General features: G+C 67.0%; 14 protein-coding genes, 1 tRNA gene and 1 other RNA gene. 7 read left to right on the top strand and 9 right to left on the bottom strand.

Features of this window, described 5'->3' with window-relative positions; translation table 11 throughout:
- Window positions 1-217: 217 nt before the first annotated feature.
- A complete protein-coding gene (locus GM656_RS07865; RefSeq protein ID WP_162413107.1) occupies window positions 218-2,545 on the top strand; it encodes a PKD domain-containing protein in 2,328 nt (775 codons plus the stop codon).
- Between the two features lie 219 nt (window positions 2,546-2,764).
- Here the strand turns inward: GM656_RS07865 and GM656_RS07860 are convergent.
- Both GM656_RS07860 and GM656_RS07855 read right to left on the bottom strand, forming a co-directional pair.
- Window positions 2,765-2,839, bottom strand: a tRNA-Arg gene (locus GM656_RS07860).
- 121 nt (window positions 2,840-2,960) lie between these two features.
- Window positions 2,961-3,233 (bottom strand): DUF5798 family protein, encoded by a 273-nt coding sequence (locus tag GM656_RS07855; RefSeq protein WP_162413106.1) that lies wholly within the window; start codon window positions 3,231-3,233, stop codon window positions 2,961-2,963.
- Window positions 3,234-3,313: 80 nt separating this feature from the next.
- Between GM656_RS07855 and GM656_RS07850 the strand changes: the two genes are divergently transcribed.
- On the top strand, window positions 3,314-3,727 hold the full coding sequence (locus tag GM656_RS07850; RefSeq protein ID WP_162413105.1) for a DUF7548 family protein: 414 nt from the start codon (window positions 3,314-3,316) through the stop codon (window positions 3,725-3,727).
- Between the two features lie 92 nt (window positions 3,728-3,819).
- Window positions 3,820-4,132, top strand: an RNA gene (gene ffs, locus GM656_RS07845) — signal recognition particle sRNA.
- A 348-nt stretch (window positions 4,133-4,480) separates the two neighbouring features.
- Here ffs and GM656_RS07840 read toward each other — a convergent pair.
- From GM656_RS07840 to GM656_RS07830, 3 genes are read right to left on the bottom strand one after another with little or no spacing between them, the layout of a single operon-like run.
- Window positions 4,481-5,347 (bottom strand): mechanosensitive ion channel family protein, encoded by an 867-nt coding sequence (locus GM656_RS07840; protein ID WP_162413222.1) that lies wholly within the window; start codon window positions 5,345-5,347, stop codon window positions 4,481-4,483.
- Window positions 5,347-5,595 (bottom strand): YhbY family RNA-binding protein, encoded by a 249-nt coding sequence (locus GM656_RS07835; protein WP_162413104.1) that lies wholly within the window; start codon window positions 5,593-5,595, stop codon window positions 5,347-5,349. Before GM656_RS07835 ends, GM656_RS07840 begins: the two co-directional genes overlap by 1 nt.
- A 53-nt stretch (window positions 5,596-5,648) precedes the next feature.
- Window positions 5,649-5,936, bottom strand: a complete 288-nt coding sequence (locus tag GM656_RS07830; protein WP_162413103.1) for a ribonuclease P protein component 4 — start codon at window positions 5,934-5,936, stop codon at window positions 5,649-5,651.
- A 94-nt stretch (window positions 5,937-6,030) separates the two neighbouring features.
- Between GM656_RS07830 and GM656_RS07825 the strand changes: the two genes are divergently transcribed.
- Window positions 6,031-7,080: a glycosyltransferase family 4 protein gene (locus tag GM656_RS07825; RefSeq protein WP_162413102.1), complete on the top strand. Its 1,050-nt coding sequence runs from the start codon at window positions 6,031-6,033 to the stop codon at window positions 7,078-7,080.
- A gap of 20 nt (window positions 7,081-7,100) precedes the next feature.
- Here the strand turns inward: GM656_RS07825 and GM656_RS07820 are convergent, their stop codons facing one another.
- Window positions 7,101-8,426, bottom strand: a complete 1,326-nt coding sequence (locus GM656_RS07820; RefSeq protein WP_162413101.1) for an MFS transporter — start codon at window positions 8,424-8,426, stop codon at window positions 7,101-7,103.
- A 113-nt stretch (window positions 8,427-8,539) separates the two neighbouring features.
- Between GM656_RS07820 and GM656_RS07815 the strand changes: the two genes are divergently transcribed.
- On the top strand, window positions 8,540-9,643 hold the full coding sequence (locus tag GM656_RS07815; protein WP_162413100.1) for a glycosyltransferase: 1,104 nt from the start codon (window positions 8,540-8,542) through the stop codon (window positions 9,641-9,643).
- Window positions 9,644-9,660: 17 nt separating this feature from the next.
- Here GM656_RS07815 and GM656_RS07810 read toward each other — a convergent pair whose 3' ends face one another.
- A complete protein-coding gene (locus GM656_RS07810) occupies window positions 9,661-9,993 on the bottom strand; it encodes a DUF7344 domain-containing protein (protein WP_162413099.1) in 333 nt (110 codons plus the stop codon).
- Window positions 9,994-10,266: 273 nt separating this feature from the next.
- On the opposite strand from GM656_RS07810, the gene GM656_RS07805 reads away from it, so the two are divergent.
- Both GM656_RS07805 and GM656_RS07800 read left to right on the top strand, forming a co-directional pair.
- Entirely contained in the window at window positions 10,267-14,121 is a 3,855-nt protein-coding gene (locus tag GM656_RS07805; protein ID WP_162413098.1) for a PAS domain S-box protein, read from the top strand.
- Between the two features lie 93 nt (window positions 14,122-14,214).
- Window positions 14,215-14,538 (top strand): HalOD1 output domain-containing protein, encoded by a 324-nt coding sequence (locus GM656_RS07800; protein ID WP_162413097.1) that lies wholly within the window; start codon window positions 14,215-14,217, stop codon window positions 14,536-14,538.
- Between the two features lie 18 nt (window positions 14,539-14,556).
- On the opposite strand, the gene GM656_RS07795 is transcribed toward GM656_RS07800, so the two are convergent.
- On the bottom strand, window positions 14,557-14,751 hold the full coding sequence (locus GM656_RS07795) for a hypothetical protein (protein ID WP_162413096.1): 195 nt from the start codon (window positions 14,749-14,751) through the stop codon (window positions 14,557-14,559).
- Window positions 14,752-14,792: 41 nt separating this feature from the next.
- Complete coding sequence (locus tag GM656_RS07790) at window positions 14,793-15,929, bottom strand: M48 family metallopeptidase (protein WP_162413095.1); 1,137 nt, start codon at window positions 15,927-15,929, stop codon at window positions 14,793-14,795.
- Window positions 15,930-16,019: the final 90 nt, after the last annotated feature.

Genomic DNA, 16,019 nt, shown 5'->3' with positions numbered 1-16,019 from the left:
AAGGACCTGGAACGGTCGATAACCCCCTCAAAGTAGCCGTTACTCCGAGGACATGCGAGACGATTTTCACTTCTGGAACTGCGGACGGGTTTCAGAGTTCTATCGAGAGGTCTTCGACCCCATAGACCTATATTGCAGATAGTCAAATGTATTATAATATGTGGGTAGTCGAATGAAAAATCCATTTTACACTACGGTAACACTCTCTATCGTTGTCATGGTCGCCTTCGCGACCGGACCAGCGATGGGGGCAATCGCACTGACACCCGTCTCCGACGATCAACGAGAGTCGTCGGCGTTGCGGTCGTCTGTGGGCACGGGTGACGGAGTACTGTCAGCGGCGCAAGTCGAGTTCGAGACGAAAGGCTCGGGAGCGGTAGAGGAGCTCGTCATTGTCGAGCGTGTCGATCGTGATGGTGACGGCTACGCATCGGGATTCCGCCTCAAAATCGTCAGCGACACGCGCCCGAAGGACCCAAAGGAGAACAGCCAGGCCGGGCGTTCGACAGCCAAACTGTTCTCGGTCCTCGTCGGCGGCCCGTTCAAGAAACTGCATAATTTCTTCACCAAGGAGGCTTCCGACGAGTTCTTCGCTCCCGGCCAGGTCGTGCGAGCGGGTACTGCCGACGGGACTCGCGACGTCGTGACGTACCGGCCAATCGGGCCGAAAAAGTACCTCGGCCCCGGCGAAGACGCCGACGAAACGCCACTGTTCGTCGGGACCGCACGCAAGGGGTCGGCGTGGACCCACGAGAGTCACGCCATAGGGATGTCGCAGTTTCTCGGACCGGACGAGGAGCGAACGACCATCGAATCGATCACGTTCGAAGCCTGCTGGGATCCAGAAGCGAGAGGATCACTGACGGGGAAAGACTTCGATGCATGCCTCCAGCCGACGGACATCCCCGACCAGGGCTTCGCCGCCATCTTCGACTCGCTCTACGGAACGGCGCCGTTCGTGTTCGTCCCCGACGAGCCGCTGAAGGTCGAATCCCCCGAGCAGGACCAGACCGAGACGATGACGGTCACGTCGAACGTCGACGGGGCCGTCGTCACGATCGACAGAGAGCGCGTCGGGACGACGCCGTGGACCGGAGCGGTTCCGACCGACGTGGGTAGGGACGGCCCGGTCCGCGTCACGGTGGCCGACCGGGGCTATCTCCCGGAGACGCGCCGCATGGCCGAGCCACGTGACATCGATACACGACTGACGAAAATCGAACAACCGATAACGGTCCGCACCGCGGAGCCAGGCGCGACCGTCTTCGTCGATGGCGAAGTCGTTGGCGTGACGCCATGGAGCGGCGAGCGGTGGGTCGAGGGCACCTACGACGTGTTCATCAGTGCCGACGGGAAGGCTCCGAGTCAGTTCACCGATGTCAGAGCCGGTGATACCATCTCGACCGAACTGGTAAACGACAGCCTCATCACGAGTATCGGCGAGCCGTCGCTGGACGACGCGTCGCTCAACGGCTCCACTGATACCTCGTCGAGCGAGACCCCGGATGCCAGTGATTCCGAGTCGGAGCTCCTGCTCACGAACACGGACGTTACCGACGCTCAACTCGAAACGGATCTTCGCCAGATACAGGATGTCCAGCTCGTCGCCTCGCGCTTCGAGGCGAGCGAGACGACCGTTGGCGTCGGCGAACCGGTAACGCTGACGGCAGGGCAGTCCTACAGTCTCCTCGGGAGCATCACGGCCTACGAATGGTCCTTCGGAGACGGCAGCACGACGGGTCGGCTCACAACCGCCAGTCGGACACATACCTACACCAGTCCGGGGACGTATACTGTCGAGCTCACAGTCCGGGACGGGAATGGGAACACCGATACTGCGACGACGACGGTGACCGTCGAAGATAAGCCACCGCAAGCCGTCTTCGCCCCGAGCACGTTCGATGCACAGACGGGCGAGGCGGTGTCGTTCGACGCCCGTGGGTCGACCGATGCCGAAGGCCCCATCAATTCGTATCGCTGGACGTTCGGCGATGGGGCGAGTGCGACCGGAGCAATCCAGACCCACACGTACGCGAGTGGCGGGAGCTACACCGTTCGGCTGACCGTCACCGATGACCGCGGGAACACCGCCGTTCGCGAAAAGAGCATCGACGTTACTGTTCCGAACGCACGGCCGTCCGCCAAGTTTACCTCATCGGTCGACCGTGAAGCCGGTACCGTGACGCTCGACGCACGTGGGTCCACCGACGACGACGGGTCCATCACCCAGTACGTCTGGTCATTCGAGAACGGGACGGTGATGACGGGCGAGCGAGTTACCTACGACGCAGCGGGGACGGCTTCACGCGATGTCGAACTGCTGGTCGTCGACGACGCGGGTGGCTCTGCGACGGTAACCAAGACAGTCAGCGATACCGACGGACTACGAACCGAGACGGCGAAGACGGTTGCTCCCGGCAATGCCAGCGAGACGCCGGCCGAAGCGACTATCACGGAGACTGCGACCGTCTCTGAGGAGTCGGGCGACGGGATACTTGCTGCGCTGGGTGATCTTCTCCAGGGTATCTTCGACGTATTCGGATAGGACTCACTCTGAGCGCGCTCGTTCGACTACCGAACGAAAGCACGACTATTGCGTTCATAAGCTGTATTGACCCCTCGCTGCCTGGCGGTTTGCACGCCCAAAAGCCGCTACAGACGCTGTGGGATTTGAACCGGATGAAGACTCGCTTCGCTCGTCTTCCAGGGTTCAGATCCCGCAGCCGACGCTCCTCAGTGCTCACTGTCGTTCGCGCAGAAATCACGGGCGCTGAGGGATTTGAACCCCCGACGGTTTGGTCCGAAGCCAAGCACTCTGTCCAAGCTGAGCTAAGCGCCCTACGTCCTGTGATAAGTCGACGTTGTGGTTTAAACCATCCGGTTCGGTCCGGCAGTGTCACTGTCTCGGATGGGATCGAGTGTCTCACCAGAGCAGCCGATGGAACGGATAAAATCGTCGTCTATGCGTCGGTCTCGGTGCTCTGGTCGTCGGTTTCGGTCGTCACGTCCTCGACGATCGCCGCCGTGTCGATGTCCTGCTGCTCGGCCAGTGCCTCGATGAGCGCGCGCTGTTCGGCCAGTTCCCGGTCCATCCCGTCGACGCGGTCGTTGGTCGCTTCGACCGTGTCCCGAAGGGCCTCGAGCTGCGCCTTCAGTTCGTTGACCTTCGTGTAGAGTTCGTCGGCGATCTCGGCGACCTTCTGGATCTTTTTCGCGGTCGAGCCCAGTCCCATGTCCCGAGGGTACGGCGAGGCGACATTTCGTCGTTTCGCTCGAACGTCGGTGTTAAGACGCCGCCGGACGGAGCGCCGATATGGACGACTTGCGGCTCGCCCCGACCGTCGGTATCGTCGGCTGCGTTCTGTACCTCGCCGCGCTCGCCGTCCCGTTCGTACTCGTCGAGACGCCGAGCGCCGTCAGTGCCTACTACAACGCCGGGGCGTTCTCCCCGCTCATTCCCGGCGTGTTCGCCCTGGTCAGTATCATCGTCCTCGCGGCCGGTCGAGAGGGACGGTCGGACCCGAGCGTCGCCGCCGGGGCGAGCATCGGCATCGGCGTGTTCATCGTCGCGCTGAGCGCCGTCTGGGCGCTGACCGTGCCGGAGAGCCTCGTCCTCGGGCTGACCGAGTCGACGCTGATGGAACACCACCGCTGGGCGGTCGTCGCCGCCGGCTGTCCCATCCCGCTGGGGTCGGCGTGGTTCGCCCGCGCGCTCGGACTGCTCTGAGCGTCCGCGGGCCGTCACGTCGCGGACTGGCTCGTCGTCCCGCGGTCTGCTGGCGCTTCCGAAAGGCCCTTATGGGGCGGCGGCGGACCTTCAGGTGGACTAGGTCGGGGGGCTAGGCCCCCCTCCTCGCCCGCACTGTGGTCTTGAGCGGGGACCGAACATCGGGGGCGTCCGGTCAGACGGACGTGGACCCCGTGAGCCAACGTGGAAGCCTCGTCCCACGGGGACGGCGGTCCACGTGATCGCACCTGCAGGGGTGCGCTCGCGTGGTTAAACGGCGGCACTCCGTCAGGCACGGAAGTGAGCAGCGGACCGCCGAACACCCGTCGCTCGTGGGGTCGCGGGGTGGAGGAGGCAAACGGGATTACCCGCGCCCGAACGCCGGGCAATCCCGACTGTCCGTCCATTCATACCTCACCACCTTTTTCGACGGGAGGTTCGGCGAGCGCATCAGCGCTCGCCTCAACCCCCGCCCAAAAACCTGGACGAAAAAGAGCCGGACGCGAGCGAAGCGAGCGTCCGGTGAAACGCCTCGCTTCACTCGGCATACACCCCGTTTGGTTGGTTTTCTGTTATTCTAGAGAACGGCTGTCGGAGGAGAATCGGTTGTACCGCTCGCCGATGGCGAGCGGGTTCACCGGAATCGAGGTCGATGGCCAGGATTCCGGCCGTTTTTCCCCAGGTTTCTGCGAGGGGTGGTTCCCACAGGGCCGCCAGCGGCGGCCCGAGGAAACCCGACGAAGTAAAAAGTGGTTAGTCGTCGGCCGGTTCGACGAGGCCCTCGACGTTCGAGAGTTCGAGGCCGCCGCCGATGGTGCGGTTCGGGTAGGGGATGTTGATGTCCTCCTCGTCGAAGCGCTCCTTGACGGCTTTGACGTACTCGGCGCGGGTCTTGACGAAGTCGGCGCGGCTCGGGTCGGCGATCCAGATGCGCGACTGGAGACCGACCGAGGAGTCGCCGAGTTCGACGAGTCGCACGGACGGCGCGGGGTCGTCGAGGATCTCGGGGTGGGCGTCGGCCTCCTCGACGATGATCTCTGTCGCCGTGTCGATGTCGTCCTCGTAGCCGATGCCGAAGACGAACTTCAGGCGGAGCTGGTCCTTGGCGACGGGGTTCTTGATGACGCCGTCGGTCAGTTGCGAGTTCGGGACGGTCAGGAGTTCGTTGTCGAAGGTCCGGACGCGCGAGACGCGCAGGCTGATGTCCTCGACGATGCCGGCCTGGTCGTCCCACTCGATCCAGTCGCCGATCCGGAACGGCTTGTCGGTGTAGATGAACACGCCGGCGACGAAGTTCTTGACCACGTCCTGCATGGCGAAGCCGATGGCGAGCGTGGCCGCGGCGGCGACGGTCGCCAGCGACTGCAGGAAGTTCCCGAACCCGGCCATGCCGAACGCGACGGCGATCGCCGCGAAGACGACGAGGATGCTGACGAGTTTCTTCAGCGGCCTCCGGGCGTGCTCTTCGAGGTTTCTGGACTTGAGCGAGCGGTCGACGACGGGGAGGAGGATCGCCTTGCCGGCGATGTAGATGAGGACGAAGACCACGACGAAGATGGCGGCCGAGACGACCGCCGACGCGACGTTCCCGACCAGATTGGGGAACGGCCCGACCTGCATCATTTCTCGAACACCGCGGTGTGCCCGCGCACCTGTACCACGTCCGCGCCGACGAGGTCGGCGAGGTCGTCGGCCAGTTCCTCGGCCGTCGTGCCGCCGCGGGACGAGCGGAGGAACTTGACCTTCACGAGGTCGGTGTTCTCGAGCTGGGTGTCGAGTTCGTCGGCGACCGACTCGATACCGCTCTTTCCGACGCGCAGCGTCGCGTCGAGATCGTGTATCCGTTGCTGCCTAGAAGCGTCGCTCATACACACCGCGTAACGGCGTCGCGACCTTAAAACCAGCAGTCGTAAAGAAACGCCTACTCGTACGGATAGCGAGACTGTGCCCCGCAGTCGCAGGTGACGACGACGTGGCCAGACTGCGTCCGGGACCGGGCGTTGTACCCGTAGCGGAGGTAGGTGTCGCAGGCGTCGCACGTCGAGCGCTCGAAGGAGCGCGGGAGCCGCAGGCGGTGGCGCTCGGCGACCCGGCGGGCGCGGCGAACGTACGAGCGGGCGCGGTCCTCCTCGTCGGCCGCGACGGCCTCGCGAGCCAGCGACTCGAGGCGCTCGATCCGCTCGCGGGCGATCGTCTCCCCGTCGGCCATCGTCGACACTGGGTCGGCGGGGGGAAAATGCCTTCCGACCGAGCGCCGGGGGAAGTCGGTAGGGTTTTCGGCGCGGCCGGAGGAGCCACCGAACGTGCGCGTCCTGAACTACCTCGAACTGGAGTCCCGGCTGGACCGGTCGGGAATCGGCACGGCCGTCGACCACCAGCGGGCGGCGCTCGCCGACACGGCCGTCGAGGTGGAGACGACGCCGTGGCGCGACGGCCACCCGGGCTGGGCCGTCGGCGGCAACGTCGCCTTCGACGACCCGGTGTTCACCGACTTCGACGTGGCTCACTGCAACATGATCGGACCGGGGTCGGTCGCCGTCACCCGACACGCGGCCCGCGCGGACATCCCGCTTGTCCTCCACGCCCACGTCACGCGGGAGGACTTCCGGGGAAGCTTCCGCGGGTCGAACGTCGTCGCGCCGGCGCTCGGTCGCTACCTGCAGTGGTTCTACTCGCAGGCCGATCTCGTCCTCTGTCCATCCGAGTACACGAAGGGCGTCCTCGAATCGTACCCGGTCGACGCGCCGATCCGGCCGATGACCAACGGGGTCGACATCGACGCGCTCTCCGGCTTCGAGGAGACCCGCGAGGACTACCGCCGGCGCTACGACCTGGACGGCATGGTCGTCTTCGCCGTCGGGAACGTCTTCGAGCGAAAGGGACTGACGACGTTCTGCGAACTCGCACAGCGGACCGACTACGACTTCGCGTGGTTCGGCCCCTACGACGCCGGCCCGCAGGCCTCCAGGACCGTCACGCAGTGGGTGAACGACCCGCCGGAGAACGTCACCTTCACGGGCTGGATCGAGGACATCCGCGGCGCGTTCGGGGCCGGCGACGTGTACCTGTTCCCGACGAAGGCCGAGAACCAGGGCATCGCCGTCCTCGAGGCGATGGCCTGCGGGAAGGCCGTCGTCCTCTCGGACATCCCGGTCTTCCGGGAGTACTACGAGGACGGCCACGACTGCCTCATCTGCGAAGGCGAGGCAGAGTTCGAAGCGGCGCTGTCGCGACTGGCCGAGGACCCCGACCTCCGCGAGCGACTGGGCGAGAACGCCCGCGAGACGGCCCGCGAACACGGGCTGGACCGGGTCGGCCGACGGCTGGTCGAGACGTACGAGGAACTGGGATAGCGCCGGTTTCGCGGTCGAGTCTACTGGACCGAGAGCGATCCGTCGGCGAGCGACGCGGCCGCCGAGCGACGCCAGACGACTGCCACGAGTAGCGCGCCGACGAACACCAGCGCCCCGGCGACGGCGAAGGCGAGCAGGAAGTCGACGCCGCCGAGCCAACCGCCGAGGACGGCCCCGACGCCGTTCGCCAGGCCGGAGATAGCGGTGTAGAGCCCCAGTGCCTCGCCGCGGATGGCCGCGGGCGCGAGGCGCGTGACGAGGCTCGCGGCCGTGACGGCGATGACCGCCCAGGCCACGCCGATGAGGAGAAAGAGGAGGCCGTTGACGGCCGTTCCGGCGAGCGTGGCCGGGAGCCAGAGACCGGCGACGGCGACCGCCGGGTGCAGGCCGGCGCGGGCCAGCAGGCCGCCGACCTGCAGCCCGCTCGGGGAGTACCGCTCCGCGAGCGCGCCGGCGCGGTCGTAGAACAGCGCCGAGCCGACGCTGGAGACGAGGTAGAGCGCGAAGACGACGCCGGACTCGTAGCCGAGCGAACGGGAGAGATACAGCGGGAGCGGCCCCCAGAACACGCCGAAGCCGAGGAACACGGCGACGACGGCGGCAAAGTAGACGGCCAGATTCGGCGAGAACCGGGCCACCACCTCCCTCGGGTGCATCGACCGGGTGAGCCAGTACAGCCGGCCGGGGCCGACGGGGAACGTGGCGCTCCGGACGGGGAGCCGCCGCGAGCGTGCGACGGCCCGGGCGATTCGACTGCCCCGCGGACGGGCGGGTTCCGGCGGATCGGCCGGGAGCCACCCGCCGGCGAGCACCGCGGCCGCGCCGATCGCGAGCGCGCACACCCACAGGAGCGTCTGCTGCGCGAAGAGCGGCCCGAGCGGCCCCGAGAGGAGCGTGGTCCAGAGGAGGCCGAGGACGAGGCCGCCGGCCCAGCCCCACCCCTGATAGCGGTTCAGGAGGGCGAAGCGGGCCGGCCAGTCGCGCTCGACCGTGCCGACGGTCACGAGCAGCGTCAGGACCGGCGCGACGGCCCCAGAGGCGAACCAGAGCAGACCGTTGCCGGCGATGACGAGCCACGCTCGCTCCGTGAGCGAGACGAGGACGAGCGCTGCGGTGGCGAGTCCCAGCGCGAGCAAGACGAGCGATCGACGCTTGCCGGTGCGGTCGGCGACGCGACCGAAGACGAGTGCACCGGGCGCGCCCGCGGCGGCCGCCACGCCCGCGAGGACGCCCAGCATGAGCGTCTCGCCGCCGATAGCGACGAAGTACAGCGGGACGAGCAGCGATGCGGCCCCGAAGGCGACTGACGCGAGCGCCCAGGCGGACAGCCAGCGGGTTCCTGCCATTGTCGATCCCTCGCGCCAGCGCTCAAAAAGGGCCCCGACAGCGGATCGCCACGTTCGGCCTGTCGACGGCGCAATGGCAAGGGTTTACCCACTGGTCGTGTTACGCCGCGGCGATGGCACTGCCGCACGTCGCGACGTTCACCGACACCTACCTGCCGACGGTCAACGGCGTGACCTACACGGTCAAGACGTGGCGGGACCGCTGGCGCGACCGCGGCGGCCGCATGGACGTGGTCTACCCCGAGAGCGACCACGACCCCACCTCGGACGAATATCCCGTCCGGAGCCTCCCGTTCCCGTTCTACGAGGGGTTCCGGCTCGGAATGCCACAGATCCCGGCGGGCGTGCGAAACGCCGGCCTCGTCCACGCCCACACGCCGTTCAGTCTCGGGATGGCCGGCCAGCGCCTCGCCCGCAAGCTGGACGTGCCCCTCGTCGCCTCCTATCACACGCCGACGAGCGAGTACGCCGAGTACGTCTCGTTCAACGGGGCGGTCGAGTCGGCGGTCCGGTCGAGCGCCGAGCACTACGAGCGGTGGTTCCTGGGCCGGGCCGACACCGTCATCGCGCCAAGCGAGCGCGCGGCGACGCACCTCCGGAAATCGGTCGACCTCGACACCGCAGTCACGGTCATCCCGAACGGCGTCGACACGACCGTGTTCGAACCGGTCGACCCGTCGGACTTCCGGGAGCGCTACGACCTGCCCGAGGGCCCCATCGTCGGGTACACCGGTCGACACGGCTACGAGAAGTGCCTCGACGACGTCATCGCAGCCTGTGAGGGGCTCGACGTGACCGTCGTGTTCGGCGGCGACGGTCCGGCCCGCGAGGCGCTCGAACGGAAGGCCGAACACAGCGACGTGGACGTGCGCTTTCTCGGCTTTCTCGACCGCTCGGAGCTGCCAGAACTGTACTCGGCGATCGACGTGTTCGCATTCCCCAGCCCCGTGGAGACCCAGGGGCTCGTCGCACTGGAGGCGAACTGCTGTGGGACGCCCGTCGCCGGCGTCTCCGCGGGCGCGCTCAGCGATACGATCGACGACGGCGAGACGGGATACAGCTACGAGGAGGGCGACATCGACGGCTTCCGGCGGGCCATCGAGCGTGTCCTCGACGAGCACGCTGCGCTCAGAGACACCTGTCTGGCCCGCCGCGAGATAGTGAGCGTCGATCACGCCATCGACCGGCTGATCGACGTGTACGAGAACGTGTTGTAGGGCAGCCCGACACCCAGTCAGGCGCTTCGGAGAGCCATCAGCGAGGGATCGACGAGATTCGCGTCGGCGTCGTACTCCAGAACGCCGTTATCGGCCATCTTCGGGAGATGCGTGTGGTGGAGCGAGACAGCGATGGTCTGGACGGTGCTGTCGTCGTCCGGGTCGGCCTCCGGTTCGAGGGTCGCGACGGATCGGGCCAGGCTGTCGAGCGAGACCTGGCCGGAACGGTTCGCGAGTGCGTCGATCACCGTTCGCCGCCTGGCCGACGACAGCACCTCGTATCTGTTACTGTCGGTCAGTTCAGTCAGTTCGGCTAGCTCGCCCGCATATTCGATGGTCGCGTTGGACATGTGTTGTGGTTCCAGTTTGGCTCGTGGTCGCGTGTCGATACGACTGGCTCCGTCAGCGGCCAGTGTCTATTACGACGAAACGCACCAGCAGGGGTAAGCTACTTGCATAAAGAGTTAGGCACACCCGTCAGGTGCACGGCAACCCGTCCAACACCAGTTCAATTCGTTTAGATTATTTTGAATCCAATTACGTACCAATTCGTCTCGAATATCCCTCCCGGACCCACACTCCGCCGGCGGAGTCTTGATAGGGCTCGGCCGCCGAACGGGACCATGGCCCGCTCTTCGCTGACTGAGACGCTTCGTGAGACGCTCGCGGTCTTCGACGCGTCCGGGACGCCACTGACGACGAGCGAAGTCGCCGACCGGCTCGACCTTGGGCGGCGGAGCACCTACGACCGACTCCAGCGGCTGGCGGAGTACGACCAAGTGGCGACGAAGAAAGTCGGGGCGAGCGCCCGCGTGTGGTGGCGGCCCGCCGTCACGGCGCGAGACGTAGGGGGAGACGCCGCCGCGGCTGAGGGGCTCCTCGTCGCCGATCTGCTCGACGATGTCGGCGTCGTCGTCCTGGACGAAGACGACGCGGTCGTCTGGACGAACGACGCGCTGGAGCGGTTCTTCGGCCCGGCCGCGGCGCGGTCCGTCGGCAGTGGCCACCGCGATTTCCTCGACGCCGTCGTCGCGCCGGCGGTGGCCGACCCCGAGACGGTCGTCGCTGGAGTGCGTGCAGCGACGGCCGACGGGAGCGACGAGCGCGTCGTGTGTCACGTCGAGTGCGATGGCGAGCGCCGGGCCCGCTGGCTCGAACACCAGTGTAAGGCCGTCGATGGAGAGTCGGTCGCGGGCGGATCAGTCCACCTGTACCGCGACGTCACCGAGCATCGGCGGTCGGAACGCTCCAGTCAGACGTTCGATTCGTTCGTCGAGGCGGTCGAGGAGTACGCGATCTTCCGCCTCGACGCGGCGGGCCGGATCAGGACGTGGAACTCGGGCGCGCGAGAGATCAAGGGATACGACGCCGACGAGGCGACCGGCGCCCACGTCTCGCTGTTCTACACCGACGAGGACCGGGCGGCGGGGGTGCCCGACGCGAACCTGGCGACCGCGGCGAGCGACGGGGTCGTCCACACCGAGGGGTGGCGCGTTCGCGCCGACGGGTCGCGGTTCTGGGCGAACGTCACGCTGCGTGCGGTCTACGGGGACGACGGCGAGATACAGGGCTACATCAAGGTCACGCGTGACATGACCGACCAGCGGGCGCGGGAGCGCAAGCTCCGCCACGAGCGCGACCTCACCGAACTGTTCCTCGAAACCGCGCCGATCCGAATGGCGGTCTTTCGCCCGGATGGGACGGCCGATCGAATCAACTCGCGCGCCCGCGCTCAGCTCGGGATCGACGAATCGGCAGTCCCCGGATTTCACGTCTCGGAACTACCGATGCGAGACGAGTCGGGAGAGCCACTCGACCCGGGGGAACACCCAATCGAGACGGCGATCCGAACGGGCGAACCTGTCTCGGACCGGCTCCTCCAGCACGACGGACCGGACGGGGGACAGCACTGGGTACGGGTCAACGCGAGCCCCGTGACGGACGACGAGGGCCGTCTCGAATGCGTCGTCGCAACCGGAGAGGACGTGACCGAACTCCAGCGCAAGACTCGCGCCCTGGAGCGCCGGCGTAACGACCTCGAACGGGAGCTCGACGACGTGTTCGACCGGGTCGACGACGCGTTCTTCGCGCTCGACGACGGCTGGCGGTTCACGTACGTCAACGAGCAGGCGTCGAGTGCCCTGGATCGGTCGGTCGGCGACCTCGTCGGACAGTCCATCTGGGACGCGTTCCCCGAGGCTCGCGACACCACGTTCCAGGAGGAGTACGAGCGAGCGCTCCGGGAGCAGGAGACGGTGTCTTTCGAGGAGTACTTCGCGCCGCTGTCGACGTGGTTCGAAGTCACGGCGTACCCCTCCGAGAGCGGGCTCTCGGTGTACTTCCGCGGGATCAACGAGCGCAAGGAACGCGAGGAGCGACTCAGGCGCTACCGGACGGTCGTCGAGACGATCGACGACGGCGTCTATATCGTCGACGGCGAAAACCGGTTCGTCCTCGTCAACGAGGCGCTGACGGACCTGACCGGCTACGACCGCGAAGAACTGCTGGGGTCACACGCCTCGACGGTCACGACGGAGGACGACCTCAGCCGCGCCGAGGACCGGCGTGACGCCCTCGCGGCGTCGGACGCGACGGCGACGACCATCGAGACGGAACTGGTGACCAGCGGCGGGCAAACGGTCCCGATAGAGACGCGGTTCTCGCTCCTCGATCTCGGCGACGGCGACCCGGCTCGCGTCGGCGTCGTTCGCGACGTGGGCGATCGGAAAGAGCGACAGAAGCAGTTACAGCGCCGGATGCGCCAGCAGGAAGTGATAAGCGATCTCGGCCAGCAGGCGCTGGAGCGTCCCGACCTCGACGCGCTGTTCGCGGCGGCGACGCGACTCGTCGCCGACACGCTCGACATCGAGTACTGCAAGGTGCTCGATCTCGACGCGGACGGCGAATCCCTCCTGCTCCGGGAGGGCGTCGGCTGGCAGCAGGGGCTCGTCGGCGAGGCGACCGTCTCGGCGGTCGAAACGGACTCGCAGGCGGCGTACACGCTCACGGTCGACGAGCCGGTCGTCGTCACCGATCTCACGACGGAGTCGCGATTTAGCGGACCCGACCTGCTCAGGGACCACGACGTTCGCAGTGGAATCAGCACGATCATCGGTCCGCGGACGGAGCCGTGGGGGATCCTCGGTACCCACAGCACCGAGTCTCGGACGTTCTCCGAAGAAGACGCCCGGTTCGTGCAGTCGGTCGCGAACATCCTCGCGACGGCGATCAACCGCCGCGACTACGAGCGGAAACTGCTCGACCAGCGCGAGCAGCTCGCGGCGCTGAATAGCCTCAACGCCGTGATCCAGGAGACGACGAGCGCGGTCATCGAACAGCCGACCCGGGAGACGATCGAGTCGACTGTCTGCGAGTACATCGCCCACTCGCCGTCGTACCTCTTCGCCTGGATCGGCGACGTCGACCCCGAGACGGAGACGGTGAACCTCCGGACCGAGGCCGGTGTCGACGGCTACCTCGACGGAATCACCATCTCGGTCAATCCAGACGACGAGCGCAGCGACGGCCCGACGGGTCGTGCCATCCGGACAGGACGGGTCCAGACGACGCAGGACGTGACGGCCGACTCCAGGCACGACCCGTGGCGCGACCACATCGAGGGCCACGGCGTCCGGTCGTCCGCCGCGATTCCGCTCTCCTACGAGGGGACCACCTACGGCGTGTTGAACGTGTACTCCGACCGCCCGAACGCCTTCGAGGGGAACGAGGGAGACCTCCTCGGGCGGTTCGGCGAGGTCGTCGGCCACGCTATCGCGTCGACCGAGCGAAAACGGGCGCTCCTGAGCGACGAGGTGGTCGAACTGCAGTTCCGCATCGACGACGTGTTCGACAACTTCGGCGTCGAGGCCCGCGCCACCGGCCGGACGACGATGGACCACGTCGTCCCGATCGACGACGACCAGTTCCTCGTGTTCGGAACGGTCGACGCCGACGCCAGAGCTGACCTGGTCGCCCTCGTCGAGACCGTCCCGACCTGGGACAGCGTGTCGTTCCACGACGACGAGGGAGCGACGCGCTACGAGCTCCGCCTCACCGAGCCCCCGGTGCTCTCGGAACTGGCGAGCGTCGGGGGCCTCGTCGACGAAGCGGTCATCGAGGACGGCGACCTCTCGCTGACGATCCACCTCTCGCCGAGCACCGAGACCCGGCACGTCGTCGACGCGATCCAGGAGACCTATCCATCAGTAACGCTCTTGAAACGACGACAGCGATCGGCGACCACCGACGACGCCTGGGACCGGGACCCCCTCGAAGCGCTGACCGACCGCCAGCGGACGACGCTCAGGGCCGCCTACCACTCCGGGTTCTTCGAGTGGCCCCGGGCCGCGACGGGCGAATCTATCGCCGACAGCCTCGGCGTCTCTCCGCCGACGTACCACCAGCACCTCCGTGCGGCCGAGCGGAAGGTCTTCGACTCGCTGCTCGGCGGGAACGCCAACCGGATCGGCAATACCTAAATACCGCCATTTCCCGTTCCTGAGGTCCCTTCCCTGATATTTCCAGCCCGCGCAGCCACCAAACGTTTATCGGTGCAGTCGAAACGCTGACACATGGTCGATGAGCCTTCGTCAGACGACGAGTCGCCCAAGCGCTCGCTCATCAAGCGAGAGGTGGAGCCAGCAGAAGACGAAGCCAACTTCCGCGTCCTCGAAACGATCGCCGACGTGGAGGGCGTCGACGTCACGGCCCTCCCGCCGCTGTACGAGCGCATCGATCACATCCTGGACCACCTCTTCGACACCCCGCCCGCACCCGAGGCGCAGGTCGTCATCACCTTCTCGTATTACGGCTATCGCGTCAGAGTCGATCAGGAGGGGCACATCGAACTGACGCGGCTGAACGGCGCGCCCGAAAGCTGGAACGGGCAGTCGTGACGCGGTCGGTCGTTTGGCTCAGCCCCCTCGCGAGCGCGACCAGCCGATACCGAAGGCGACCCCGTTGATCGTCCCGAGCGCCAGCCCGAGGTAGAAGTCGCCGAGCGTCACCGCGAGCACCAGTCCCACGCCGACGCCAAGCGCCAGGCTCTTTGCCATCGTGGGCCAGTGGACCCAGTCGAGCCGACCGCTCGCTGCCGTCTCGTCGCTCATAACTGCCCTCTGGGGACCGCGGAGTAAACTGTTTCCGACCGTCACCGCGGGCCGCTGTCGGACCGCTCCATCGACGCCTGCTGTTCCCGAAGGGCGTCGATGCGGGCCTCGACGGACGGATGCGACCCGGGGAGGAGTCGCTCGCTCTCCACGCGCCAGCGGCGTGCGAGTCGGTCGCCGCGGGTCGACGGCGCGTCCTCGGTCGGTTCGATCGCGTTCGGAACCACGCACAGTTCGCGGACGCCGGTCTCCGCGGTTCGGATGTCCGTCTCCGGGCGGCGGTCCTCGGTGAGCGTCTCCAGCGCCCCGGCCAGCGCCGCGGGCGCGCCGCAGATGGCGACGCCGCCCGCGTCCGCCGCGTACTCGCGGATGCGCGAGAGCAGTCGATAGCACGCCGTACTGGCGAGGTACAGCGCCGCTGCGACGGGCATGGCGACGGCCGCGAACAGGACGACTGCGATGCTGACCTGTCCGTTTCCGGACCACGAACTGTCGTCGTCCGCGTCGAAGAACCACTGCAGCAGGATCGAACTGCGGACCGCCCGGCCGACCGCGCCGAGGAAGCGGGCGCTCACCGTCGGGAGGAACGCCGCCGCGGTCATCACGAACGCGTCGCCGTTCTTCAGGTGGGCGAGTTCGTGGGCGAGGACGGCGTCCAGTTCGTCGCCGTCGAGGCGCTCGACCAGCGCCGTCGTGGCGAACAGCGTCCGTTCGCCGGGGCGGCTGGCGACGAAGCTGTTGGGCGTCTCGGAGTCCAGCACGGTCACGTCCGGCGGCGTCATGTTCGCCGTGTGCGCCAGCCGGTCGACCCGGGCGCGCAGGCGCTGTGCGGTCTCGCTGCGCTCGATCTTCCCGCGCATCTCCGCGACGCTGTCGGGGTCGGATTCCAGGGTCTCCGCCGAAAGCGCGTCCCGGAGCGTCGTGCGGTAGCCGAAGACGGACTGGCCGACCAGGACCAGCGGCGTTCCGACGAGTATCACGGGCCACAGCGGGACGATATCGAAGCTCATCGACCAGAACAGATGCTCGTACTGGTACGCCATAAGGGGAGCGAGACCGGCGGCGACGTGGGCCAGCACGTAGGCGGCGGCGACGGCGACCGCGTCGAAGGCGACCAGCACCGCCACGAGGGCGACCAGCCGCACGCGACTGCGGGCAGAGGAGTGGAGGGCTGCCATAGTCGCCGCTTCGTCGCACAGTTCAAAAAGCGTGTTGGCGGTGTCAGATTCGCTCTCGTGGTCGGGCGGCAAGAACGGCCAAAGCGCTCA

It is taken from the genome of Haloarcula salina, assembly GCF_010119195.1.
GTDB classification, from domain to species: Archaea; Halobacteriota; Halobacteria; order Halobacteriales; family Haloarculaceae; genus Haloarcula; species Haloarcula salina.
This window is presented reverse-complemented; position numbering and strand designations above follow the sequence as displayed.